This is a genomic window from Neobacillus drentensis NBRC 102427 (assembly GCF_001591445.1).
GTDB lineage: Bacteria > Bacillota > Bacilli > Bacillales > Cytobacillaceae > Neobacillus > Neobacillus drentensis.
This window is the reverse complement of sequence record NZ_BCUX01000029.1, coordinates 26510-51238: the sequence shown is the minus strand read 5'-3', so window position 1 is coordinate 51238 and position 24729 is coordinate 26510. Positions and strand designations below refer to the sequence as shown.

The window sequence follows — 24729 nt, the reverse complement described above, 5'->3', positions numbered from 1 at the left end:
TTTCAAACGCACTTACCTATTTTTGAGGTAAGTGCGTTTTTAAATTACTTTAGTGGCAGATTTATTTCTTTAAAATCCTCGGCAATATCTGTATTCGGAAATACTTCCTTTGCCTCAGCCACTAATTCTTGCCAAGCATTTCGATCATAACGGGAGCTAATGTGAGTTATGCACAATTGCTTACAGCCAGCCTTGGTTGCAACTTCCGCCGCCTGATGCGTGGTCGAATGAAAATAGTCGTGGGCAAGTCTTTCTTCACCCGCTGAAAAAGTCGCTTCATGAACCAAAAGATCTGCATTTTCAGCCAATGAAATCGCATTTTCGCAGTACCGTGTGTCCCCTAATATTGTGACAATTCTCCCCTTCTGTTCAGGACCAAGAAACTGATTCGGATCAATAGTCCTGCCATCTTCAAGGGTAACGATTTCACCATTTTTAATTTTTCTAAAAATAGGTCCCGGCTGTACACCCGCTTCCTTTAGCTTATCTGCAAGTAAGGTTCCGGGACGATCCTTTTCGACGATTCGATACCCGTACGAGGGGATTCCATGATCAAGCCTGAGGGATTCCACCGTAAACTGCTCATCTTCAAAAATCATTCCTTCGTCAATCTCAATGACATCAAGCGGGTATTTCAAATAGGTCTGGCTTAATGAAAGGCTGACATGAATATAGTCTTTAATCCCTTTAGGTCCATAAACCGTTACCTCAGATTCCCCGCCTTGAAAAGAGCGGCTTGATAATAAACCAGGCAGGCCATAGATATGGTCACCATGAAGATGGGTAATAAAGATCTTTTCAATCCGGCGTGGTTTAATCGATGTATGCAGAATTTGATGCTGGGTAGCCTCCCCGGCATCAAATAACCAAACCGCCCCCCGCTCTTCTAACAATTTCAGTGCGATTGACGTTACATTGCGAAGTTTTGCCGGCATTCCAGCCCCTGTTCCCAGGAAAAATATGTCCACTAATAATAGCTCCTCTCAATCCGTTCCTTTTATCCAATATTGTTAATATAGCACAAAAAGAAATCAATTTCTCCCTAGAGGATCTTTAAGAAATAAGTGAATAACACAGACTATTAAGTGAAAAATAATCGTGACTTGGAGTTTTATTTTTGCGAAGGCTAACGGAATACTATAAAATCAATGAATGCGATATTTATTGAATAAACAAATTACATAACTAGAAAAGAGGGCTTTACTTTGACGCAAACTGGAAACGTGACTTCATTAATTATGATTTTTGGTGCGACTGGTGATTTAGCAAAACGGAAGTTGTTTCCTTCCTTATACCGGTTATTTGAGAAAGGTAAATTAAATAAATTTGCAGTTGTTGGCGTGGCAAGAAGATCCCTTTCTACCGAAGAGTTTCAACATTCTGTTAGAGACTCCGTCTTATCTGCATTAGGAAAAAAAGACAGGATTGATGAATTCACCTCCCATTTTTACTATCAATCACATGATGTCTCTGATTCCAATTCATATGCCATGTTAAAAAATTTGGCAGATGAAATTGATGAACATTATCAATTAGAAGGCAATCGCATTTTTTATCTCGCCATGGCCCCTGAATTTTTTGGAACCATCGCTCTGCATTTAAAATCAGATAAACTGACAGAAGTAAAAGGCTATAAACGACTTGTGATTGAGAAGCCATTTGGACATGACTTAGCATCTGCAATCGAGCTAAATAAGCAAATCAGGAGTGCATTTCTAGAAAAAGAAGTGTATCGTATCGATCATTATTTGGGCAAAGAAATGGTTCGAAATATCGAGGTAATCCGTTTCGCCAATGCTATTTTTGAACCGCTTTGGAATAACCGCTATATCTCAAACATTCAAATTACCTCCAGTGAGGTCCTCGGGGTGGAAGAACGCGGCCGTTATTATGAAACAAGCGGAGCTCTTAGAGATATGCTGCAAAACCATATGATGCAAATGGTGGCATTGCTTGCGATGGAACCGCCTATTAACCTTACTACCGATGAAATCCGATCTGAAAAGGTTCGTGTATTTCGAGCTCTTCGCACGGTTGAGGGGGAACAAGTAAATGAATATTTTGTTCGCGGACAGTACGGTGAGGGCACAGTTGAGGATGTTCAGGTTCCTGCCTATCGTGAGGAAACAATGGTGGACAAAGAATCGAATACTGAAACCTTTGTTGCTGGTAAAATCATGATTGATAATTTCCGTTGGGCTGGTGTGCCATTTTACATTCGAACTGGAAAAAGAATGTCGACAAAATCAACAAAAATTGTCATTCAATTTAAAGATATTCCGATGAATTTATATTACCAAACAGAAAAAATGTTAAATCCGAACCTCCTGGTCATTCATATTCAACCCGAAGAGGGAATTACCCTGCACTTAAACGCCAAGAAAGCGGGTGGACATTTGGATGCACAAGAGGTTAAATTAAGCTTTGCCAATACAGGCATCCATGCGATGAATACACCTGAAGGTTATGAGAAACTCCTTTTAGATTGCATGCGCGGCGATGCTACGAATTTCACCCATTGGGATGAAGTCGCCTATTCCTGGAGCTTTGTAGATAAAATTTCGGCGGTTTGGGAAAGCACAAAGGCTGACTACTTCCCTAATTATCAATCCGGGACGATGGGACCTAAAGAGGTGGATGAGCTGTTAGAAAAAGACGGTTACTTCTGGTGGCCTGTAACTGATTTAGAGGTTGATATATGTAAGTAAATATCAAAAAGGACCACTTTGTGATGACAGCAAAGTGGTCCTTTTTAGTCCGGATCCTTATTTTTATTTGGAAAGGTCCGGAGAAAGTCTTTATTAAAGCTCGTTCCGGTTCCGATATTTTGAGAACCATCCATTTTGTGCGACCCCGCATTTTCAATAATACTTTTCCCGAACTTTTCACGAAGACTAGAAATTGTATTAAGTAACGGTTCTTTTTTCGCATCCTTTTCATAGGAAAATAAATCTAATTGTTTATAAGCTCGGGTCTGATCGACTAAATCAGTACCTGTGATGCCCAACAATCGTATCGGATCTCCGTTCCATGATTTTAGAAAAAGCTGCTTTGCAAACGATGAAAGATCTTCTTTATGACTGATTGGGTTAGAAAGTTTTTTACTTCTAGTAATTGTCTTTCGATCTTTATAACGTATGGTTATTCCGAGTGTAGACGCAAGGACTTTCTTTCGCTTCAGCCTTACAGAAACCGTTTCTGCCAATGATTCTAACACACGGAATAGTTCCAGTTGATTACCAACGTCCTTAGGCAAGGTGGTTGAATTGCCGATACTTTTAAATTCTTCAATCGATTCCGGGTCAACAGGGCGATAATCAATCCCATTGGCTCTTTCTTTTAATCGAATTCCATTGATACCAAGAAGTGTTTTAAGTTGAATCTCATTGCCTTTTGCTAAATCACCAATGGTGTGAATCCCAATGGTCTCTAACTTTTCAGTAGTCTTTTTTCCAACACCATGCATATCGTTCGTGTTTAAGGGCCAAAGGATTTTCGGTATATCACGCTTTCGAAGCACGGTAATCCCCATTGGCTTTTTCATATCTGATGCCGTTTTTGCTAAAAACTTATTTGGAGCGATCCCAATACTGCAAGGTATATCTAGCTGTTCATGAATCCTTTTTTGAATACTTTCGGCGATTTCTATCGGACTGCCGAATTCAAAGCTTTCCGTTATATCTAAGTAACCTTCGTCAATCGAAACAGGCTCAACGAGGTCAGTATAGTGCCGAAGAATTTCAAACATCGCAAGGGAAACGGTACGATAACGTTCAAAATTTGGCTTCATGACGACTAACTGCGGACAAAGTTTTCTCGCTTCCCACAGTGGCATCGTGGTTTTCACACCGAATTTTCGCGCCTCATAGCTGCAAGTAACTATGATTCCTCTTCGCTCCTCGACATTTCCAGCAATCGCAAGTGGTTTCCCTTTAAGATTGGAATCATAGGCCATTTCAACCGATGCGTAAAAGCTGTTCATATCAACATGTAAAATGACTTTTCCGTTTTTGGGATACATTTCCTTCATGCTGGCACTCCTTCAATACATTTTCTCCGCTAATTATATCAAAAAGGAGAACCATCAGTTAGGTTCTCCTTACAAAGTATTATTGATTTGCCACTTCTTCGATAATGGCAAGTGTCATTTCGGCTAGCTTATACAATTCTTCCACTGGCATCCGTTCGTTAGTGGTATGAATTTCTTCATAACCGACAGCCAGGTTAACTGTTGGAATGTTAAAGCCGGCAAATACGTTGGCATCACTGCCGCCGCCGCTATGCTGCAGTTCACAGCTGCGGCCAATTTTTGCTGCAGCCTTGCGAGCGACTTCCACAACATGATCGCCTTCAGCAAATTTAAAGCCGGGATACATGACTTCCACATTCACTTCGGCTCTGCCGCCCATTTCTGCTGCAACCGTTTCAAATGCTTCCTTCATTTTGCTGACCTGAGCCTGCATTTTTTCAGGGATAAGTGAACGTGCTTCCGCTAAAATATCGACACGGTCACAAACGATATTGGTTGCCTGACCACCTTCAAAGCGGCCAATATTTGCCGTTGTCTCGTGGTCAATTCTTCCTAACGGCATCCTTGCAATCGATTTTGCTGCAATCGTAATCGCAGAGACCCCTTTTTCAGGTGCTACACCAGCATGAGCTGTTTTACCGTATATAACAGTTTTTACCTTTGCTTGTGTAGGAGCAGCTACAACTACGTTACCAACTAAGCCATCACTATCTAACGCATAGCCAAATTTTGCTTTCATCAATGAAGAATCAAGCGCTTTTGCACCGACAAGACCAGACTCTTCCCCAACAGTGATGACGAATTGAATCAAACCATGCGGAAGATTCTGTTCTTTTAATTGACGAATGGTTTCTAGCATAACAGAAATACCTGTTTTATCATCTGCCCCTAAAATCGTCGTGCCATCAGTAACCACATAGCCATCTTTAATCGATGGCTTTACACCCTTAGCTGGTGTAACTGTATCCATATGGCAGGTAAAATAAATAGGGTCCACACCCTCTTTAGTTGCTGCTAATGTGCAAACTAAATTGCCTGCCCCATGTCCTGTCACAGAGGTCGTATCATCTTCAAAAACTTCGAGACCAAGCTCAGTAAATTTTTGTTTTAATACCTTCGCAATTTCTGTTTCAAATTTCGTTTCTGAGTCAATTTGCACAAGTTCCAAAAATTCATTCAAAAGACGCTCCTGATTAACCATTCTATTGACCCCTCCAATTATGTACTCACTATATCAGTATACCTTTTAATAAAGGTATCATCAAATGAAAGGGAGTTGACTATTGGGTTTTGGTTTACAGCGGGATATTTCCATGCTTTTTATATGGTCTTGACTCTTTTTTGTTTCTAAGCATTTCTAATCCTTGAACAATCTTCATTCTTGTTTCTCGTGGGTCAATGACATCATCGACCATGCCTCTGCTTGCCGCCACATATGGATTGGCAAATTTTTCACGATATTCATCGATTTTTTGCTGCCTTGTGAGTTCAGGATTTTCACTATTATTAATATCCTTAGCAAAAATTATATTGGCTGCCCCTTGAGGACCCATAACAGCTATTTCCGCATTGGGCCAGGCAAATACCAAGTCAGCACCAATAGACTTACTGTTTAACGCCACATAGGCACCACCATAAGCTTTTCTTAAAATAACTGTCAACTTCGGCACGGTCGCCTCGGAATACGCAAATAATATTTTGGCACCATGGCGTATAATTCCCCCATGTTCCTGTTTAACACCCGGGAAGAAGCCGGTAACATCCTCAAACGTTATGATTGGAATATTAAAAGAATCACAGGTTCTGATAAATCGAGCCGCCTTATCAGACGAATCGATATCCAAGCCTCCTGCCATCACCTTAGGCTGATTACAGACAAGGCCGACTGATTCACCTTTGATCCGAGCAAAGCCTACAACTATGTTTCTTGCAAAATCCTTATGAATTTCCATGAAAGAATCCTCGTCAACAACATGCTCAATGACTTTTCGGACATCATAGGGACGAACTGCATCGAACGGAATCACATCCATTAAATCTGGTCGATAATCTTCGTCCTCTTGTACCTCAAATCTAGGAGGTTTCTCTTGATTATTCTGAGGAAGATAACTTAATAGCCTTCGGACGTTTAGTAATACCTCAACTTCTGAATCGGAATGAAAATGAGCATTTCCACTGATTGAACTATGGACATTTGCACCGCCCAGTTCTTCAGCTGATATTTTCTCACCTGTCACGGTTTCGATGACCTTAGGTCCAGTAATAAACATTTGACTCGTTTTTTCAACCATAAACACAAAATCAGTAATAGCAGGTGAATAGACGGCTCCACCTGCACACGGACCTAAAATCACTGAAATTTGCGGAATGACACCCGAATAAATGGCATTTCGGTAAAAAATATGCCCGTATCCATCTAACGAAACGACTCCTTCTTGAATGCGCGCTCCTCCCGAATCATTTAGACCAATAAAAGGTGCTCCATTTTTTGCTGCTAAATCCATCACATTTGCAATCTTCTTGGCATGCATTTCCCCTAATGCACCGCCAAAAACAGTAAAATCTTGCGAAAAAAGATAGATAGGACGGCCGTTTACTTTCCCAAAACCGGTCACAACCCCATCCCCGGGGCCCTTTTGTTCATCTAGACCAAAATCATTGGTCCGGTGCTCAATGAAAGGATTTAATTCAAAAAACGAGCCTTTGTCTACTAATAGATCGATTCTTTCTCTAGCAGTCAATTTGCCCTTTTCATGCTGCTTATCAATTCGCTCATCACCGCCACCCATTTCAACCTCGCGACGTTTATCATACAATTCATTTATTTTTTCATAGATGTCTATCATTTACCCCTTCATCCCCTTCTTCTCGCATAACTCAAATAAAACCCCAGCTGCCGATTTTGGATGCAGGAAGGCAATATCTGCTCCACCGGCACCGCTTCTTGGCTGGTCATCGATCATACGAATTCCCTTTTCTTTCATTTCACTAATTCTTTCCTCAATCGATTCCACACCCAGTGCAACGTGGTGGATGCCCTCGCCTCGTTTTTCGATAAATTTGGCAATTGGACTTTCCTCCGAAATAGGCTCAAGCAATTCAAGTTTTGTACTCCCTGCCTGTAAAAATGCCACTCTTACCTTTTGAGTTTCAACCTCTTCGATACCTATTAATGGCAGATTTAACACATCGGTATAAAAAGGAAGCGTTTTCTCGATAGACTTCACAGCAATTCCAATATGGTCGACCTTTTTAATCATTTTTACCCCTCTGTTCTAAATATTAAAATTAATTCGACAATTTACTTATTCGTGAAAAAGTTCATAAATCCTTCCTAAAATGCTTAGTTGTTCCGTTGTTCATTTTTGTTTTTCCTTGTACAATAGATATAAAGCTCCAAAATGTTAAGGGAGGTACCCATAATGAAAAGTAAGAAAACGAGAAAAATTATAGTTATGTTAATGTTATTCGCTATGCTTGCCTCAACTCTCCTAATAGGAATTGGTTCATTTCTATAGTAAAAAAAATATATGAAAAAGGGACTGTTCCGGTTGAACAGTCCCTTTCGCTATTTTATTGCACCGCTAGCTTTGGCAAGTGCCTCAAATGATTTACTTGAAGAGATAACTAATACCTTTGTTCCTAATGGTATAATCGGATAAAGCGAAGAAACTACCTCATTCTGTGTGCGAATACAACCTTGAGAGACGTATTTTCCGATAGATGCAGGCTGATTCGTCCCATGGATGCCATAGGTTCGACCATCGGTTCCTTTTGCATCAAAGCCTATCCACCTCGCCCCAAGAGGATTCTTCGGATCCCCACCAGCAATATTCCCTTTCCGAAAATAAGGATCCTTTGCTTTTACCGTAATCGTGAAAAGGCCTTCCGGGGTTAATTCTTGTGTTTTACCGGTCCCGACACTTACCACTGTTTGGACTTTGTTTTCATCAATAAACGCCATTTCATTGTTGCTTTTGTTAACAATAACAAATGGTCCACCCGGCATAGGATTTGGCCCTAACGGCCAAAAAGGTGAAAGGAAAAAAGTAATCAGGATTGGCGATAAGATTTTTATCAAAGCAGCCACCTGCCTTTTTTCCCTAGTTTGCTTCAATCTTTTTCTGTTCATTCACTTTTGAAGAAGTTTTTACACCTTTATATGAACTTTTTATAATCAGATAGTCATTCATTTCATTTACTAGTTGCAGTAGAGCTGCCCGCGTTTCAAATTCTTCTCTTGTCTTTGGGAGATCCATTTCCTCAAATTCCTTTTTCATTTCTCTTAATTTTTTAAGATAAATATGAGCTGTATTTCCAGGATGAACATTATCAGAAAGTTCTTCCAGAAACTCAGCCACCATATGCCCCTGCTTTACTGTACGAGTAATTGAGGTCACAATGGGTAAAACACGTTCAATAATTTCAAACTGTTTTTCTCTCATATTAAAGTAATGAAAATAAATATTCTCATCACGTAAAATATGATTTTCAACATCCTGAAGGGCAAGTGTTATCGCTTCTTCAAGTAATCGAGCACTAACTGTAATCTCTTTTCCATCCCAATCACTGGCTCCGGTCCGTAAATAACGAACCATTTCACAGAAAATGATCTTAAAATTATCCTCTATTTCACTTTGGTAGTCCTTAAGTTTTTTATCGACGCTCGGCATATAAAGATTAATGAGTAGTGCCACCCCAATACCTATAGTGATAACGCCAAGTTCATTAAAAAACATAGCCATAGTTATTTTCTCTGCTAAATAGATATGTAAAATAATAACACAGCTTGTTACAATTCCATCCGGCGCCTTTATCATCACAATTGTTGGTATAAAGAAAAACAACATAATTCCGATAACAATTGGGTGATAGGAGATACCTTCAAAAAATAAAGCCGAAAAAGGCATCGCTAATACACAAGCTAAAAATCGATCCCAAGCTGTTCTAAGCGATCTTCGCTTTGTAACCTGAATACATAAAATAGTTAATATTCCTGCTGATGCAAAGTTTTGTAATCCAAGCTGCTGAGCCAGTAAAATCGAAATGGCCGTGCCCACAGCTGTTTTAATTGTCCGGTATCCAATACGAAATTTCATAATTATCTCCCCAAAAATAGAAAAAATAAAAAGATGATCATTAAGACCATCTTCAGCATATCCCTATTAAAGCATTTTTTGCAAGAAATCTTGTGCCCGCTGGCTCTTTGGATTAGTAAAAAATTCTTCCGGCGGAGCATCTTCTACTAGCACTCCACCATCTAAGAATAAGACCCTGTCTGCAACCTCTCTGGCAAACCCCATTTCATGCGTTACAATCGCCATGGTCATTCCAGTATGGGCAAGGGATTTCATAACTTCTAACACCTCTTTTACCATTTCAGGGTCTAGAGCGGAAGTGGGTTCATCAAAAAGCATCACTTCGGGCTGCATCGCTAGGGCACGTGCAATCGCCACCCGCTGCTTTTGCCCTCCAGATAACCTTGTCGGATATTCATCTGATTTTTCCGTCAGACCCACTTGTTCTAATAGTTCGTGGGCGATCTTCTCCGCCTGGTCCTTAGACATTCCTTTTACCTTCATTGGTGCATAGGTGAGGTTTTGTAGGACTGTTTTATGAGGGAATAAATGAAAGTGTTGAAAGACCATTCCTACATTTTGGCGGACCTTCAGGATATTTGTCTTTTTATCGGTCAGCTCATGATTTCCTACCCAAATTCTACCGCTAGTTGCGTTCTCAAGAACATTCATACAGCGTAGAAAAGTGGACTTTCCAGAGCCTGAAGGTCCAATTATGGCGACAACTTCCCCTGCTTTTATGTTAGTCGAGATTCCTTTTAATACTTCAAGCTTTCCATAATTTTTGTGCAAACCCTCTACCTTAATCACTGCGTCTCATTCTCCTCTCAAGCGCTTTTCCTAAGAAAGTTAACGTGATAACCATCAAGTAATAAATTAATCCGGCAATCAAAAGCGGTTCGAAAAAGGAGTAATTTTCTGCCCCTACTTGGTAGGAACGGCGCATAATATCCATAACCCCGATTGTTGTAACAATCGCTGATTCCTTTGTAAGTGTAATAAATTCATTCATTAAGGCAGGTAGAATATTCTTCAGGGCCTGAGGGAGAATGATGTCCCACATCATTTTTCCGTACGGAACACCTAACGCCATTGCTGCTTCCTGCTGTCCTTTATCAACAGCAAGAATTCCTGCCCGGATAATCTCTGATATATAGGCCCCTGAATTAAGAGCGAACGATAAAATTGCAGCTGTATAAGGCTCGATTTGATAACCGATAATCTGCGGTGATCCATAATAAATGAGCATTAACTGTAAAACTAGCGGTGTACCGCGGAAAATCGAGGTATACAAGTCAGCTAACCAGTTTAGAATTTTAATCGAACTAATTTTAAATAAAGATAAGATAATCCCTAATACAAACCCCAATATCCCCGCTAAGATAACAATCTGGAGGGTAACTAAAATACCTTTTAAAATATATGGCATGGAGGGAATGAATTGAGTAAAGTCTAAGTTCATTCATCATCCGTCCTCTCTATAAGAATAAAAATCTTAGAGACGTTCGGAGTGAACGTCTCTAGGTAATGTAGTATTACTTTTCCCCGCCGAACCATTTAACAATCAATTTTTGTAATTCACCGTTTTCTTTCATGTTCTTTAATTCTTTGTTGAACTTTTTGGTTAAATCACTGTTCTTAGGGAATGCGATGGCAGAACCTGCTTCTTCTGGATCGTCACTAAGAGTAAACCCCTTGAATTCCTTTTCTTTTTCAAAATAACCCTTTGCTACCGTGTCTTCAATAATAGCCGCATCAAAACGTCCTGATTTAATTTCTTGAATAAGGTCCGGGATACGGTTACGATTTTCAATTTTAATAGGAATCTGCTTATTAATTTCCTGTGCTTTTCCTTCTTGAATAGAACCTAGCTGAACGCCAACTGTTTTCCCTTTTAAATCCTCAACCGTGTCAATTCCGCTGTCCTTTTTAGAAACAATCATGTGCTGAGCGGTATAATAAATATCACTAAAATCAACATTTTTCTTTCTTTTTTCAGTAGGTGTCATTCCTGCCAATACAAAATCTGCTTGTCCTGATTTAAGCGATTGAACCAACCCGCCAAAATCCATATCCTTTACTTGAACCTTATATCCAAGCTTAGCAGCGATTGCTTTTGCCAAATCAACATCAAATCCGATAATTTCATCACTTTTCTTTGTATCAACATATTCGAATGGCGGGTAGTCGGCAGAGGTTGCCATTGTCAGTACTTTTTTATCTGCTGTTTTTTCTCCATTTGCCCCGTCTTTATTATTCTGGCCGCAAGCAGCCATAATCACTAATGTCAAAATCAAGGTAAAAAATAAAATCGCTTTTTTCATTGTGTTTCCTCCTATGTTATATAAATATTTACTAGATTAAAACTGGATTTTTATTCAGCAAAATGAATAATAACACATGATTCTTATTTTGAGAAGATGTTTTTTTAATATAATAATATTCAAAAAATTCCGTACTATGCTATTGCATAATAATTTATCACTCCAATAAAAAAGCACCTCATCAAAAAGAGGTACTAGAGATTATGGGATTAGCTTAATACTGTTTGCCTAAATTCATTTTTCATTTTTTCCAATACTTCTTTATTGCTAATTAAATCAAATCCAGTTAAGGCAAGAGCCAATGCTCCCCTAGATAGAATCTGGTGAGAGTTATCAGTGATGGTTAAATCGGCAAATTCCCTTGTGTGAGCAATTAATCCAGGCGAATCAAGACCAATGTAGGGATGAATAGCAGGTACAACATGACTGACATTTCCCATATCAATCGAACCATATGAGTCTTTCGCTTTGTTAACTTTCTTAACTCCAGTAGTTAGGAGATTTCCTGTGAACAATTTGGATAATGTTTGATTTGTAACCATATTATCATAGCTCAATTCATAATTTTCAATATGAACCTCTGCGCCTGTCATGGAAGATGCACCTTTCGCAATACTTATGACCTTTTGAACGACCTCATTTAAATAACTGCGATCCTTGGCACGAACATAAAACTGAGCGACTGCTTTATCTGGGACAATATTAGCTGCTACTCCACCTTCTTTAATAATGCCATGGATTCTAACATCTGAAGTCACATGCTGACGCAGGGCATTGATCCCATTAAATAATTGGATGACAGCATCTAGTGCATTGATTCCCATCTCTGGAGAAGCTGCCGCATGACTTGTCCTTCCTCGGAAGTCAAATTGAATCGCATCCATTGCTAAAGATTCACCACTCTCATAGGATTCATCAGCAGGATGTAAAATCATTGCCGCATCGATATCATCAAAAATACCTTGTTCAGCCATCGGCACTTTCGCCCCGTTTGTTTCTTCAGCAGGTGTTCCTAAGACAACAACACGTCCGCCAATTTCATCTACCACTTTACTTAAAGTCACTCCAGCCCCAGCGCTCATCGTCCCGATCAAATTATGACCGCATCCATGCCCAACTTCAGGTAAAGCGTCGTATTCAGATAAATACGCAACGGTTGGCCCATCTTTCTTGCTGTCATAAACAGCTTTAAACGATGTAGACCTGCCAACGATTCCTTTTTCAACAACAAAATTATGTTCTTCAAGGAACTCTATTAAGCGTTTGCTAGATTTGTATTCTTGATCCCCTAATTCGGGATGATGGTAGAAGGTATCACTAATCTCCCATAATCTATTTTGAATGGATTCTAAATAATTTTTTAATACATCCTTCATGATGAAAACTCCCCTATATTTTGATTAAAATTACAAAATTATTAATAAATATACATTAAAAATATCATTCCGACAAGAAAAAAGACCAAATCAATTACGACTTGGCCTTTCGTATACATTTTTTATACTTCTTCACAATATTCATCAAATTCTTTTTGAAGCTTAGCAACCACTGAAGCAGGGTCATAACCTTCAATTTGATGTCTTTCGACCATTGTGATAATCTTTCCGTCTTTCAATAATGCAAAGGAAGGAGAAGATGGAGGAAATCCTGTAAAATAACTTCTGGCTTTCTCCGTTGCCTCTTTATCCTGTCCGGCAAAAACAGTGACAAGGTGATCCGGACGCTTATCATAATGAAGGGCATGCGCTGCTGCTGGACGAGCAATGCCGCCAGCACAACCACATACTGAATTAATCATTACCAACGTGGTCCCTTTTTGCTCTAGTGCTTCCTCAACATCTGTAGGTGTTTTCAACTCTTTATATCCAGCAGACACGATCTCTTGACGTGCCTGATTAACAACATCATTCATAAAAAAATTAAAATCCATGCTCATTAAATTCACTCCTTAAGAATCTAGATAACTATATCATAACAGTTAAAATGTGTTTTTTCCAAATGTAACATCTTATTTCTTATTGAAGAATTTAATAGCACGTTCATATTTCTATCCTAAAAAGATAGTAAATAAAGTATCTACAGCCTTAGCCACTGTTTTTTCACCGGCAATTACTTCTTTTTCTAAGGTTGGAAGCGCATTTTTCACCCCATTGTTATGAAAAAATTGAAATTGCAGCTGATCGGTAATCATCGAATAAAGCCATTCCTTAGCCTGTGTCTGTCTTCTTTCGTTAAGGACACCCGATGCTTTTCCGTTTTCTTCAAAAGATTGAATAACATTCCAAACATCATTTATCCCTTCTTTTGTCAAAGATGAACAGGTATAGGCTTTTGGTGCCCTACCTTTAGTTGCTGGATGTAGAAAGTGAAGAATTCGGTTATACTCTTTTCTAGTTTGTTCTGCTGCCTGTTTGTTTGCTCCATCTGCCTTATGAACAAGGATAGCATCTACAAGTTCGATAATTCCCTTTTTCATCCCCTGCAATTCATCCCCTGCACCCGTAAGGACAAGCAGCATGAAGAAATCTACCATATCTCTGATAATCACTTCACTTTGCCCCACACCAACGGTTTCGATTAAGATGACATCAAAACCAGCCGCCTCACAAATTAACATGGCTTCTCTCGTTTTGCGATGAACTCCGCCCAGTTTTCCTGCTGTAGGTGAAGGGCGGATAAAGGCCCTTGGGTTCCTTGACAATTGCTCCATCCTTGTTTTGTCCCCCAAGATACTGCCGCCGCTAAGGCTAGAGCTTGGGTCAATCGCTAATACGGCTACCCGATGTCCTAAACTGCAAAGGTACATTCCAAAGGTCTCAATAAATGTGCTTTTCCCTGCACCTGGAACCCCTGTGATTCCAATTCGGATGGCATTACCGCTCTTAGGCAAGAGTTTCTGCAGAAGCTGCTGAGCTTTTTGAAAATGATGTTCAGCATTACTTTCTACTAGTGTAATCGCCCTTGCTAAAAGACTCCTATCACCCTTTAACACTCCATCATAGAGGTCATCGACAGTTGGTTCGAGTGTTCTTCGTTTTTGAAAGCGGATATTTTTTTGAATGGAAGCGCTCTGGTCATCATGCTCTAGACCTTTTCTGACAACACTGGAGCATTTATCTGGTTGATTCGGGTCGCTCCATTCCGGCTTGTGATCAGTGGCCATTATTGATCCACTTCCTCATAGCCGAGTTTGCTATAAATCTCCTTGACTACCTTCTGAGCCGCTACTGGAATAATCGTACCCGGTCCAAAGATGGCAGATGCACCGTGGTCAAATAAAAATTGGTAATCCTGCGCAGGGATAACGCCGCCAATGACAACTAAAATATCCTCTCGATCCAGTCTTTTTAATTCCTCTACTAATTGCGGAAGAAGCGTTTTATGTCCAGCCGCAAGCGAACTGATGCCTATAACATGAACATCATTTTCAACCGCTTGCAATGCAGTTTCTTCAGGTGTTTGAAATAATGGTCCAATATCCACATCAAACCCAAGGTCAGCGAAAGCCGTCGCAATTACTTTGGCACCGCGGTCATGGCCATCCTGACCCATTTTTGCAATCAGTATCCTTGGTCTTCTTCCTTCATTTTCCAGGAATTCATCGGTCATTTTTTTCACTTCAACAATTTCTTCTTCGTTGCTAAAAGCAGTACTATACACGCCGCTAATCGAACGAATCACGGCTTTATGTCTACTCGCAACCTGTTCAATTGCATCGGAAATTTCTCCAAGTGTCGCTCTCGCTCTTGCTGCTTGGACAGCCAATTCTAATAAGTTCTGCTCACCGGTTTCCGCAGCTTTCGTTAATGCCGTAAGCGTTTCATTAACTTTCTGATCATCTCGGTCTGCTTTTAATCCATTTAATTTTTCAATTTGTTTTAACCGTACAGCTGTATTATCAATATCTAAGATATCAATTGCTTCTTCCTTTTCTAATCGATACCGATTTACTCCGATAATCGTTTCCTTGCCGGAATCAATTTGTGCTTGCCTTCTCGCAGATGCTTCTTCAATTCTCATCTTTGGCAGTCCGGTTTCAATTGCCTTGGCCATCCCACCGAGACTTTCAATTTCTTCGATGTGTATCCATGCTCTTTTAACCAATTCATCCGTTAACTTTTCAACGTAGTATGAGCCTGCCCACGGATCAATGACATTGGTAATCCCCGTTTCCTCTTGTAAAAACAGTTGCGTGTTCCGGGCAATCCGTGCCGAAAAATCTGTTGGCAATGCAATGGCTTCATCCAAGGCGTTTGTATGCAGGGATTGGGTATGTCCCATCACAGCAGCATGTGCCTCTATCAAAGTACGGGTGACATTATTAAACGGATCTTGCTCTGTCAAACTCCAGCCGGATGTTTGCGAATGAGTCCGTAACGCTAATGATTTTTCATTGGTTGGATGAAAAGATTTCATCATTTTTGCCCAAATTAAGCGAGCGGCACGCATTTTTGCTACTTCCATGAAGTAATTCATCCCAATCGCCCAGAAAAAAGACAATCTTGGCGCAAATGAGTCGATTTCAATTCCAGCCTTAAGTCCCGTCCGTACGTATTCCAAGCCATCCGCAAGCGTGTAAGCCAGTTCTAAATCTGCTGGTGCTCCCGCCTCTTGCATGTGATAACCGGAAATACTAATACTATTAAACTTTGGCATGTATTTGGACGTATACTCAAAAATATCCGCGATTATTTTCATCGACATATCTGGAGGATAAATATAAGTATTTCGGACCATATATTCTTTTAAAATATCATTTTGAATCGTACCGGCGAGTTTCTCTTGACTTACCCCTTGTTCCTCAGCTGTCACGATGAAAAAAGCAAGAATCGGCAGAACCGCCCCGTTCATGGTCATCGAAACGGACATTTGATCCAATGGTATCCCCTCAAACAACGTCTTCATATCAAGGATCGAATCAATGGCAACCCCTGCTTTACCAACATCACCAACCACTCGCGGATGATCGGAGTCATAGCCACGGTGGGTGGCTAAATCAAAGGCAACCGATAATCCCTTTTGCCCCATCGCTAGATTCCTTCGATAAAAGGCATTGCTTTCCTCTGCCGTCGAAAAGCCTGCATATTGTCTAACGGTCCACGGCCGCTTCACATACATTGTTGGATAAGGACCTCTCGTATAAGGAGGCAGTCCCGGAAGATTACCGATATGCTCAAGGTCTTCACGATCTTCTTTTGTATAAAGCGGTTTTAACTTGATTTGTTCATTAGTCTCAAACAATAAATCTGCAATGGTGGTATTTATATCTTGCTGTACTTTTTGCTGCCACTCTTCTTTGGTCATAAATCTTTGTTCATCAAATAAACCGATATTTTGAAAATCAGGCGTTTGTTTCTTCAACCTTACTCACCTCCAACTCGTTAAGGATTGCTGTAAGTGTTTCGTAGCAATTGCTTTTTATATGGATAAATTCTTTAATACCTGCCTTTATCCATTGCTCCTGTTTTTCTTTTTCTGGAAGGCCTGCTAAGTAAAAATTCAGCTCAGGGAATTCAGTTTTTAGCGCCGTTAGGATTTCAAAACCGTTGATTTCGTACTGGTCATCCGTTCCGCAAAAGCAATAGTACTTTGTAGGATGTTCTAAAACGAATTGTCTGGCATGATTTAGGGACAAAATAGGTTGACTATCTGCTGCTTTCAAACCACCTGCTGTAAGAAAACCCTTCATAAAATCCAGTCTTGCTTTATGCTGCGTTAAACTACCCAGACAAATCATCCCTACAGTCGGCTTTGAGCCAAATTTCCCTTCTAGATAAGAAGCCTTACTTCTCAACGCTTCAAATGGTTCTGACAATCTCAGGTCCGGAATGGCCTCCACTTTTACAAACGAATATTCCTTTTGAGTAAAATATGAATTCTTCACTTTTGTTTTTTGATATGTAACTATTTCATCCAGATTCGCGTAGACATTCGTTCCAACAATGCTTTTCTTTCTTGTTTGAACATCGTGATTCTTTTTTTGATAAACTTTAGCAATCTCTTGCTGGAGCCAACTAGATTTTAAAACTTCTAGAATGCCGCCTTTGGCTTCAATTGTTTGAAAAAATCCCCATGCTTTTTCGGCCAAGTTATTGGTTAGTTCTTCCACATACCAAGAACCCCCTGCAGGGTCAATGACTTTTTTGAGATGTGCTTCTTCCTTCAAAAGAAGTTGAATATTTCTAGCAATTCTTTCCGAAACTGAAGTGGACCCGGTGAGCTCATCGAATGGACTCACATGTAAGTATTGAATACCCCCAATCACAGCCGCAAAAGCTTCATTTCCGGCACGCAGAAGGTTTACATGCGGGTCATTGATTGTTTTGGTGAATGACGATGTTTCAGCAGCAATATGCATCTTGCTCTTATCATCAGCAACTCCATATACATTGCTAATTCGATTCCAAAGGATTCGTGCCGCACGAAGTTTTGCGATCTCCATGAAAAAGTTTCCGCCAATCGAGAATCGAAAAATCATTTTTTCAAAGATTTCATCGAGTTCCAGTCCCGCATCCTGAAGGTTCACAAGGTAAAATAATCCTTCGGCCATGGCGATACCAAGTTCTTGAACGGCGCTTGCCCCGCCACGATGATAAGGAGCAGTATCAATTAGAATGGTACGCAAGTTAGGAAAACTCTCATTTGAACGGGCAATATTCTTAACCCAATCATTCATAAATTCCTCAGAAATACACCCTTCTTCAGCAAAAATGGCAACCGGATCAGCTCCAATATATCCACTGACTTTTTCAGAGGCTCCTTCTTGCTCAACTATTCTTTCTAATTCAGCTAGAAAAGAAATTTGCCGGCCTTTTGCGTTAATAGAAAATGGGTATTTGTGATAGGATTCAGCTAACACTTTCGCTAGATTTGTTTCCGAAATTGCCAAATTGTTTGAGACATTAAAAGAGATTGCTGTTTGGCCTTTATCAAACGATTGATTTAGTTTTTGCTGCAACTCCTCCACCGTTTCATAGGAAAGCTGTTGGGCGACTACCCAGTTATTCGTCAAGTAACCTAACGGATAGATTCCTCTTCTAAAATCTGAACCTCCTGGATAATCAGGTACTGGACTCTCATCCTGCTCTGTATAAAGCGGTTTCAAAATAATGTTTTCATATGTGGTAGTTTGTAAGGATTCAACCGTTTTTCCTTTTAATGATTGCTCGGCTTTTGCTTTCCATTCAAGTGTGGTACCTGAAGGAAAAGCCTGATTTTTGATTTTTTCCAAACTGTTCATCCCCCTTCCTTGTGCTAATTACAACAAAATTCGAATAATTCTACTAAATACTATTTTATGGTACAAATACAATTCTAGCAATCAAAAACAAACAACCGCTGCCAAGTTTGGAAGCGGTTGTGATTTGTTAATAAATCGAGGTAGTTGACTTTGAAGTGTTTTCTAAGATTTCCTTCACACGTTGCAGGAATCGGCCGCAAACAAGCCCGTCTAATACTCTGTGATCTAGTGACATACATAAATTCACTATGTCGCGCACAGCAATCATTCCATTATTCATGACAACTGGACGCTTAACAATGGACTCCACTTGCAATATAGCTGCCTGAGGGTAATTAATGATACCCATTGATTGTACTGATCCAAAAGAACCTGTGTTGTTTACCGTAAAGGTTCCGCCTTGCATATCATCTGATTTTAGCTTACCTGTTCTTACTTTTCCGGCAAGTTCAGAGATTTCACGAGCAATCCCCTTAATTGTTTTTTCATCTGCCTGTTTAATCACAGGAACATAAAGTGCATCATCTGTTGCCACTGCAATCGAAATATTGATATCCTTCTTTTGGATGATTTTATCTCCTGCCCACATCGAATTGATTTGTGGATATTCTTTTAATGCTTGTGCAACGGCTTTAACAAAGAAAGCGAAGAAAGTTAAATTGAAGCCTTCCTTTTTCTTAAAATCGTCTTTTAGAGAGTTACGATATTCCACCAAATTAGTGGCATCGACTTCAATCATTGTCCAGGCGTGCGGTGCTTCGTGTTTACTCCGCAGCATATTCGCAGCAATCGCTTTGCGGATGCCTGTCACAGGGATTTCAATATCACCAACTGCAACTGGGATATTGACTGCAGGTGCAGGGGTTGTCTGCGTTGAAACCGGTTGAACCGGTTCTTGTTTTGAGGCCTGCACGACAGCTGGTTCTTTATCAGCCTCTACAATTTGTCCTGCAACCGGAATAGTTCCTGATTCAATTAATTTCAAGAGATCTTTTCTGGTAATCCGTCCACCAGCCCCGGTGCCTGACACCTTAGTTAAATCAATGCCATGTTCTTGAGAAATTTTTAGGACAGCAGGTGAGTACCGAGCCTTGTTTCCTTGGTCTGCTGGTTCTGCACTTTCTGAACCATTTGTTGAAGGGGCATCACTTGTTATTGCTGCAGGTGCATCTTGGACCGTTCCACCTTCCATTTCAATCGTGCAAACTATTTCACCAACTGCTAAGGTTTCACCTTCCTCTGCAATCAGCTCCTTAATTACACCCGTAAAGGAGGATGGGACTTCCGCATTCACCTTATCTGTCATTACCTCTGCAAGTGGGTCGTATTTATTTACTTTATCGCCAACCGATACGAGCCATTTACTAATGGTACCTTCGGTGACACTTTCCCCTAACTGAGGCATTTTGATTTGTTCAATTACCACTTTTTCACCCTCCTTTTCCTAGTACTCAGCGAGCTCGCGCATGGCTTTTTCAACTTTATCCGGATTGACCATAAAGAATTTTTCCATTGTTGGAGAATATGGCATTGCTGGTACATCTGGCCCGGCTAAGCGCATAATTGGTGCATCTAACTCAAATAAGCAATTTTCAGCAATTATCGCAGCGACTTCGCTAATAATGCTGCCTTCTTTTGTATCCTCTGTAACAAGTAGGACTTTTCCAGTTTTTGAAGCAGCTTCAATAATTGCTTCTTTATCAAGGGGATAGACCGTTCGCAAATCAAGAATATGCGCAGAAATTCCATCCTTCGCTAATTTTTCAGCAGCTTGAAGGGCAAAATGAATACATAGACCATAAGTAATAACGGTAATATCATCGCCTACTCGCTTTACATCCGCCTTTCCGATTGGAACAGTGTAATCCTCCGTCGGAACCTCACCTTTAATTAATCGGTAGGCACGTTTATGTTCGAAAAATAATACTGGATCATTGTCACGAACGGCTGCTTTTAACAGTCCTTTCGCATCATATGGTGTGGATGGCATTACAATTTTCAATCCGGGCTGATTAGCGAATATAGCTTCAACAGATTGTGAATGGTAGAGTGCACCATGGACACCGCCGCCGTAAGGAGCGCGAATAACCATCGGACAACTCCAGTCGTTATTGGAACGATAGCGGATTTTGGCTGCTTCCGAGATAATTTGATTTATAGCCGGCATTATAAAGTCGGCAAATTGCATTTCAGCAATCGGTCGCATCCCATACATCGCTGCACCGATTCCTACCCCCGCAATCGCTGATTCGGCAAGCGGAGTATCAATCACCCGCTCTTCTCCAAATTGTTCGTACAATCCTTGCGTCGCCTTAAAAACACCGCCCTTAAGGCCCACATCTTCACCAAGAACAAACACCCTTGGATCACGTTCCATTTCTTCTCGCATTGCCATTGTGATTGAATCAATATATGAAATTATCGCCATGTTTCATCCCCCTTACATGTCCGCATAAACATATTTCAGCGCGTCTTCAGGTGCAGAATATGGAGCGTTCTCTGCATAGTCAGTCGCCTCGTTTACGAGCTTCATTACACGGTCATTGATTTCCTTTTCCAACCCGTCATCCATAACTCCCGTTTCCTTTAAGTAGGCACCAAAAGTTATGATCGGATCCTGTGTCTTTGCTTTTGCAACCTCATCCGGAGCACGGTAGGAACGGTCGTCATCGTCCGAAGAGTGTGGTGTCAGACGGTAGGAAATGGTTTCAATCAAGGATGGTCCTTCCCCACGACGGCCACGTTCCGCGGCTTCTTTCACTACTTTATAAACTTCTAATGGGTCGTTCCCATTAACAGTGAAGCCTGGCATACCATATCCGATTGCCCGGTCAGAAACCTTTTCACACGCTAATTGTTTTTCAATAGGCACTGAAATGGCATACTTGTTATTTTCACACATGAAGATTACCGGAAGTTTATGGACACCTGCAAAGTTTGCACCTTCATGGAAATCACCTTGGTTAGAGGATCCCTCTCCAAATGTAACAAAAGTAACAAGGTCTTTTCTTTCCATCTTCCCAGCAAGTGCAATTCCGACAGCATGGGGAACTTGAGTTGTAACTGGTGAAGAACCAGTTACAATCCGATTTTTCTTTTGACCAAAATGCCCGGGCATTTGACGACTTCCTGAATTGGGGTCTTCTGCTTTTGCAAAGCCTGAAAGCATCAGTTCCCTTGGAGTCATCCCAAAAGTCAACACGACACCCATATCACGATAATACGGAAGAACATAATCCTTCTCACGATCAAGCGCAAATGCTGCTCCTACTTGTGCCGCTTCTTGACCCTGACAAGAAATAACGAATGGTATTTTACCGGCACGGTTTAATAACCACATCCGTTCATCAATTCGGCGGGCTAAAAGCATTGTTTCATACATTTCCAATACTTTTCCGTCGCTTAATCCTAAAGCATCATGACGCTTTTCTGTCATTTATTTCTTACCTCCCAATTCAATTGTTCGTATCAAAAAATTATTTAAGAATGGATTGCTTTCCCATCAACAGCAAGTGCAGCCTCACCAATTGCCTCTGACAATGTCGGGTGCGGATGAATCGTATGCGCAATTTCCCATGGTGTCGCATCTAATACCATCGCAAGCCCTGCCTCTGTAATCATATCTGTTACATGAGGACCAATCATATGTACCCCTAGAATATCATTGGTCTGTTCATCAGCAACAATTTTTACAAATCCATCAGACTCTCCAAAAACAAGTGCCTTACCAATTGCACGGAAAGAGAATTTACCAATTTTCACTTGATGTCCTTTTTCAATAGCTTGATCTTCTGTAATCCCGACGCTTGAAACTTCGGGGTTACTGTAGATGCATCTAGAAACCAAATGATAGTCAAACGGAGTAGGATCTTTCCCGGCGATATGTTCAACCGCTACAATACCTTCATGTGAAGCAACATGGGCAAGTTGCAATCCACCAATCACATCACCAATTGCATAAATATGTGATTCTTTGGTTTGGAAAAATTCATTTGTTTCAATAAACCCCTTCACCACTTGTATTTCTGTATTCTCAAGCCCAATTCCTTCTATATTTGCTTGACGTCCAACCGAAATAAGAAGTTTTTCTGCTTTAAACTCCTTCAAAGCACCCTTCACTTCTGCAGAAATCGCAACTCCATTATCCTTCATAATTGTTTCCGGAAGCACTTTGGCGCTGGTCACAAGCTTAATTCCCTTTTTCTTCATCAAGCGCTGCATTTCTTTCGAGATTTCTTTATCTTCCGTTGGAATTATACGATCAGCATATTCAATAACCGTTACTGCCACTCCAAAATCAGAAAGCATAGATGCCCATTCAATCCCAATAACGCCCCCGCCAACAATAATAATGGAACTAGGGAGTGACTCTAGTTGCAACGCTTCATCAGAGGACATTACATATTCGCCATCAATTTCAAGCCCTGAAAGTGTCCTCGGTCTAGAACCTGTCGCAACAATTACATTTTTCGGAAGAAGCATTTCGTTTTCTTCCCCATTATTCATTTCAACAGAGATTGTACCCGGCATAGGAGAAAAGATTGATGGTCCCAGGATTCTGCCTAATCCTTCGTAGACATCGATTTTCCCTTGCTTCATTAAATGCTGAACACCTTTGTGAAGTTGATCAATTATCCTATTTTTCCGATCCTGTACTAGACGAAAATCAACCGATACATCACTAGTGATAACTCCAAAATCTTTACTATGTTTGGTTGTTGCATAGACCTCTGCACTTCTTAGGAGTGCTTTACTTGGAATACATCCTTTATGCAAACATGTACCGCCAAGTTTTCCTTTTTCGACAATTGCAGTTTTTAATCCCATCTGGGAGGCTCTTATAGCCGCTACATAACCACCAGTTCCCCCGCCAAGAATGACTAAATCATATTCTTGTGCCACTTTTTTTCCTCCCTATATACCTTAAATTTTCGCTATTTTAAAATTCCCGGGATAAACCTTTGCCTCTTCTTCCCCACGTAAAACTCGAAGGGCTCCTTCAGCTAACGCTTGTAGTTCGTTTTCTCCCGGCTGAACGATAACATCTGCAATCCAATTTATTCTATCGGTGATTGATTTCACAAATCCTTTCCCGTAGGCAAGGCCGCCAGTCAGAATAATTGCATCTACTTTTCCTGATAATACTGCACTAGCAGCCCCGATTTCCTTTGCTACTTGATAGGCCATTGCCTCAAACACAAGCTTTGCCACATCATCACCAGATGCTATTCTTTGTTCTACCTTTACCGCATCATTGGTTCCAAGGTAACCAACAAGGCCACCTTGGCCAACAAGCATCTTCATTATTTCTTCACGATAATATTCACCAGAATAACAAAGTGCTACTAAATCCCCGACCGGCACGGTTCCAGCCCGTTCAGGACTAAAAGGCCCATCTCCATGAAGGCCGTTATTAACATCAATGACTTTACCATGCTGATGGGCACCAACAGTAATCCCACCACCCATATGGGTCACAATTAAATTTAAGTCGGTGTATTTTTTTCCTAATTCCTTTGCTACCCTTCTTGCGACTGCTTTTTGATTCAGGGCGTGAAAAATACTTTTCCTTTCAATTAAGGAAAAACCGGAAATTCTTGCAAGTGGTTCAAGCTCATCCACAACAACTGGATCAACGATAAAAGAGGGAATATTTAATCCGGATGCGATTTCGAAGGCAATGATTCCGCCTAAATTAGAAGCGTGCTGTCCAGCAAAACCCGACCGCAAATCCTTTTGCATCACATCATTAACCGGATAGGTCCCCCCTTCAATTGGTCGGAGCAACCCCCCACGTCCACATACAGCCGATAGTGTGGATATATTTATCCCTTCATGCTCCAGTATTTCCAAAATTATGGTTCTTCTAAAATCATATTGATCAATAATATTTGAAAAAGTATTAATTATTTCTGCCTCATGGCGGATTGTTTTTTCAAAGATCGAAATATCATTATCGAAGACTCCAATCTTAGTGGATGTCGAACCGGGGTTGATGACGAGAATTCGATATTCATTATCTTGCAACGCATTGACCTCCATTTAGGAAATTCGCTT

22 protein-coding genes are annotated in these 24729 nt (G+C 40.5%); 2 read left to right on the top strand and 20 right to left on the bottom strand.

The genetic code is table 11. The annotated features are described in order from the left end of the window. Positions 1 to 44: 44 nt before the first annotated feature. Positions 45 to 968 carry a ribonuclease Z gene (gene rnz / locus BDR01S_RS15370; protein WP_066257413.1) on the bottom strand — a complete coding sequence of 308 codons (924 nt, stop codon included), beginning with the start codon at positions 966 to 968 and terminating at the stop codon, positions 45 to 47. Between the two features lie 270 nt (positions 969 to 1238). Here rnz and zwf point away from each other — a divergent pair, with 270 nt between their 5' ends. Next, positions 1239 to 2708 carry a glucose-6-phosphate dehydrogenase gene (gene zwf, locus BDR01S_RS15365; RefSeq protein WP_066260247.1) on the top strand — a complete coding sequence of 490 codons (1470 nt, stop codon included), beginning with the start codon at positions 1239 to 1241 and terminating at the stop codon, positions 2706 to 2708. Positions 2709 to 2752: 44 nt separating this feature from the next. Here zwf and BDR01S_RS15360 read toward each other — a convergent pair whose 3' ends face one another. The 4 genes from BDR01S_RS15360 to mce form a co-directional block, all read right to left on the bottom strand. Then, on the bottom strand, positions 2753 to 4030 hold the full coding sequence (locus tag BDR01S_RS15360; protein ID WP_066257415.1) for a DNA polymerase IV: 1278 nt from the start codon (positions 4028 to 4030) through the stop codon (positions 2753 to 2755). A gap of 79 nt (positions 4031 to 4109) precedes the next feature. Continuing rightward, complete coding sequence (locus tag BDR01S_RS15355; protein WP_066257419.1) at positions 4110 to 5231, bottom strand: tripeptidase T; 1122 nt, start codon at positions 5229 to 5231, stop codon at positions 4110 to 4112. A 94-nt stretch (positions 5232 to 5325) separates the two neighbouring features. Continuing rightward, the gene (locus BDR01S_RS15350) at positions 5326 to 6876 is read right to left on the bottom strand and encodes an acyl-CoA carboxylase subunit beta (protein WP_066257421.1); all 1551 of its coding nucleotides are present in this window, start codon (positions 6874 to 6876) and stop codon (positions 5326 to 5328) included. After that, positions 6877 to 7290, bottom strand: a complete 414-nt coding sequence (gene mce, locus BDR01S_RS15345) for a methylmalonyl-CoA epimerase (RefSeq protein ID WP_066257423.1) — start codon at positions 7288 to 7290, stop codon at positions 6877 to 6879. It abuts the gene before it with no gap. 141 nt (positions 7291 to 7431) lie between these two features. Here mce and prli42 point away from each other — a divergent pair, with 141 nt between their 5' ends. Then, positions 7432 to 7548, top strand: coding sequence for a stressosome-associated protein Prli42 (gene prli42 / locus BDR01S_RS26515; RefSeq protein ID WP_335405564.1), 117 nt, complete (start codon positions 7432 to 7434; stop codon positions 7546 to 7548). A 50-nt stretch (positions 7549 to 7598) separates the two neighbouring features. Here the strand turns inward: prli42 and BDR01S_RS15340 are convergent, their stop codons facing one another. From BDR01S_RS15340 to buk, 15 genes are all read right to left on the bottom strand, one after another. Continuing rightward, positions 7599 to 8111 carry a L,D-transpeptidase gene (locus BDR01S_RS15340; RefSeq protein ID WP_235846581.1) on the bottom strand — a complete coding sequence of 171 codons (513 nt, stop codon included), beginning with the start codon at positions 8109 to 8111 and terminating at the stop codon, positions 7599 to 7601. Positions 8112 to 8133: 22 nt separating this feature from the next. Beyond that, positions 8134 to 9129: an aromatic acid exporter family protein gene (locus BDR01S_RS15335; protein ID WP_066257427.1), complete on the bottom strand. Its 996-nt coding sequence runs from the start codon at positions 9127 to 9129 to the stop codon at positions 8134 to 8136. A gap of 66 nt (positions 9130 to 9195) precedes the next feature. After that, the gene (locus tag BDR01S_RS15330; RefSeq protein ID WP_066257429.1) at positions 9196 to 9918 is read right to left on the bottom strand and encodes an amino acid ABC transporter ATP-binding protein; all 723 of its coding nucleotides are present in this window, start codon (positions 9916 to 9918) and stop codon (positions 9196 to 9198) included. After that, positions 9911 to 10570 (bottom strand): amino acid ABC transporter permease, encoded by a 660-nt coding sequence (locus tag BDR01S_RS15325; RefSeq protein ID WP_066257431.1) that lies wholly within the window; start codon positions 10568 to 10570, stop codon positions 9911 to 9913. Before BDR01S_RS15325 ends, BDR01S_RS15330 begins: the two co-directional genes overlap by 8 nt. 73 nt (positions 10571 to 10643) lie before the next feature. Then, on the bottom strand, positions 10644 to 11432 hold the full coding sequence (locus tag BDR01S_RS15320; protein ID WP_066257432.1) for a transporter substrate-binding domain-containing protein: 789 nt from the start codon (positions 11430 to 11432) through the stop codon (positions 10644 to 10646). Between the two features lie 209 nt (positions 11433 to 11641). After that, on the bottom strand, positions 11642 to 12808 hold the full coding sequence (locus tag BDR01S_RS15315; protein ID WP_066257434.1) for a M20 family metallopeptidase: 1167 nt from the start codon (positions 12806 to 12808) through the stop codon (positions 11642 to 11644). A gap of 122 nt (positions 12809 to 12930) precedes the next feature. Further along, positions 12931 to 13368, bottom strand: a complete 438-nt coding sequence (locus BDR01S_RS15310) for a BrxA/BrxB family bacilliredoxin (RefSeq protein WP_066257436.1) — start codon at positions 13366 to 13368, stop codon at positions 12931 to 12933. Between the two features lie 111 nt (positions 13369 to 13479). Then, the gene (gene meaB / locus BDR01S_RS15305) at positions 13480 to 14595 is read right to left on the bottom strand and encodes a methylmalonyl Co-A mutase-associated GTPase MeaB (RefSeq protein ID WP_066257439.1); all 1116 of its coding nucleotides are present in this window, start codon (positions 14593 to 14595) and stop codon (positions 13480 to 13482) included. Beyond that, positions 14595 to 16736, bottom strand: a complete 2142-nt coding sequence (scpA, locus tag BDR01S_RS15300; protein WP_066260250.1) for a methylmalonyl-CoA mutase — start codon at positions 16734 to 16736, stop codon at positions 14595 to 14597. Before scpA ends, meaB begins: the two co-directional genes overlap by 1 nt. A gap of 37 nt (positions 16737 to 16773) precedes the next feature. Further along, entirely contained in the window at positions 16774 to 18672 is a 1899-nt protein-coding gene (locus tag BDR01S_RS15295; RefSeq protein WP_066257441.1) for a methylmalonyl-CoA mutase subunit beta, read from the bottom strand. 127 nt (positions 18673 to 18799) lie between these two features. Then, positions 18800 to 20098, bottom strand: a complete 1299-nt coding sequence (locus BDR01S_RS15290) for a dihydrolipoamide acetyltransferase family protein (protein ID WP_066257444.1) — start codon at positions 20096 to 20098, stop codon at positions 18800 to 18802. Positions 20099 to 20116: 18 nt separating this feature from the next. Then, positions 20117 to 21100: an alpha-ketoacid dehydrogenase subunit beta gene (locus BDR01S_RS15285; protein WP_066257446.1), complete on the bottom strand. Its 984-nt coding sequence runs from the start codon at positions 21098 to 21100 to the stop codon at positions 20117 to 20119. A gap of 12 nt (positions 21101 to 21112) precedes the next feature. After that, positions 21113 to 22108, bottom strand: a complete 996-nt coding sequence (locus BDR01S_RS15280; RefSeq protein WP_066257448.1) for a thiamine pyrophosphate-dependent dehydrogenase E1 component subunit alpha — start codon at positions 22106 to 22108, stop codon at positions 21113 to 21115. A 44-nt stretch (positions 22109 to 22152) separates the two neighbouring features. Beyond that, entirely contained in the window at positions 22153 to 23574 is a 1422-nt protein-coding gene (gene lpdA / locus BDR01S_RS15275; RefSeq protein WP_066257449.1) for a dihydrolipoyl dehydrogenase, read from the bottom strand. Positions 23575 to 23595: 21 nt separating this feature from the next. Further along, positions 23596 to 24714 (bottom strand): butyrate kinase, encoded by a 1119-nt coding sequence (gene buk, locus BDR01S_RS15270; protein ID WP_418303029.1) that lies wholly within the window; start codon positions 24712 to 24714, stop codon positions 23596 to 23598. Positions 24715 to 24729 lie beyond the last annotated feature (15 nt).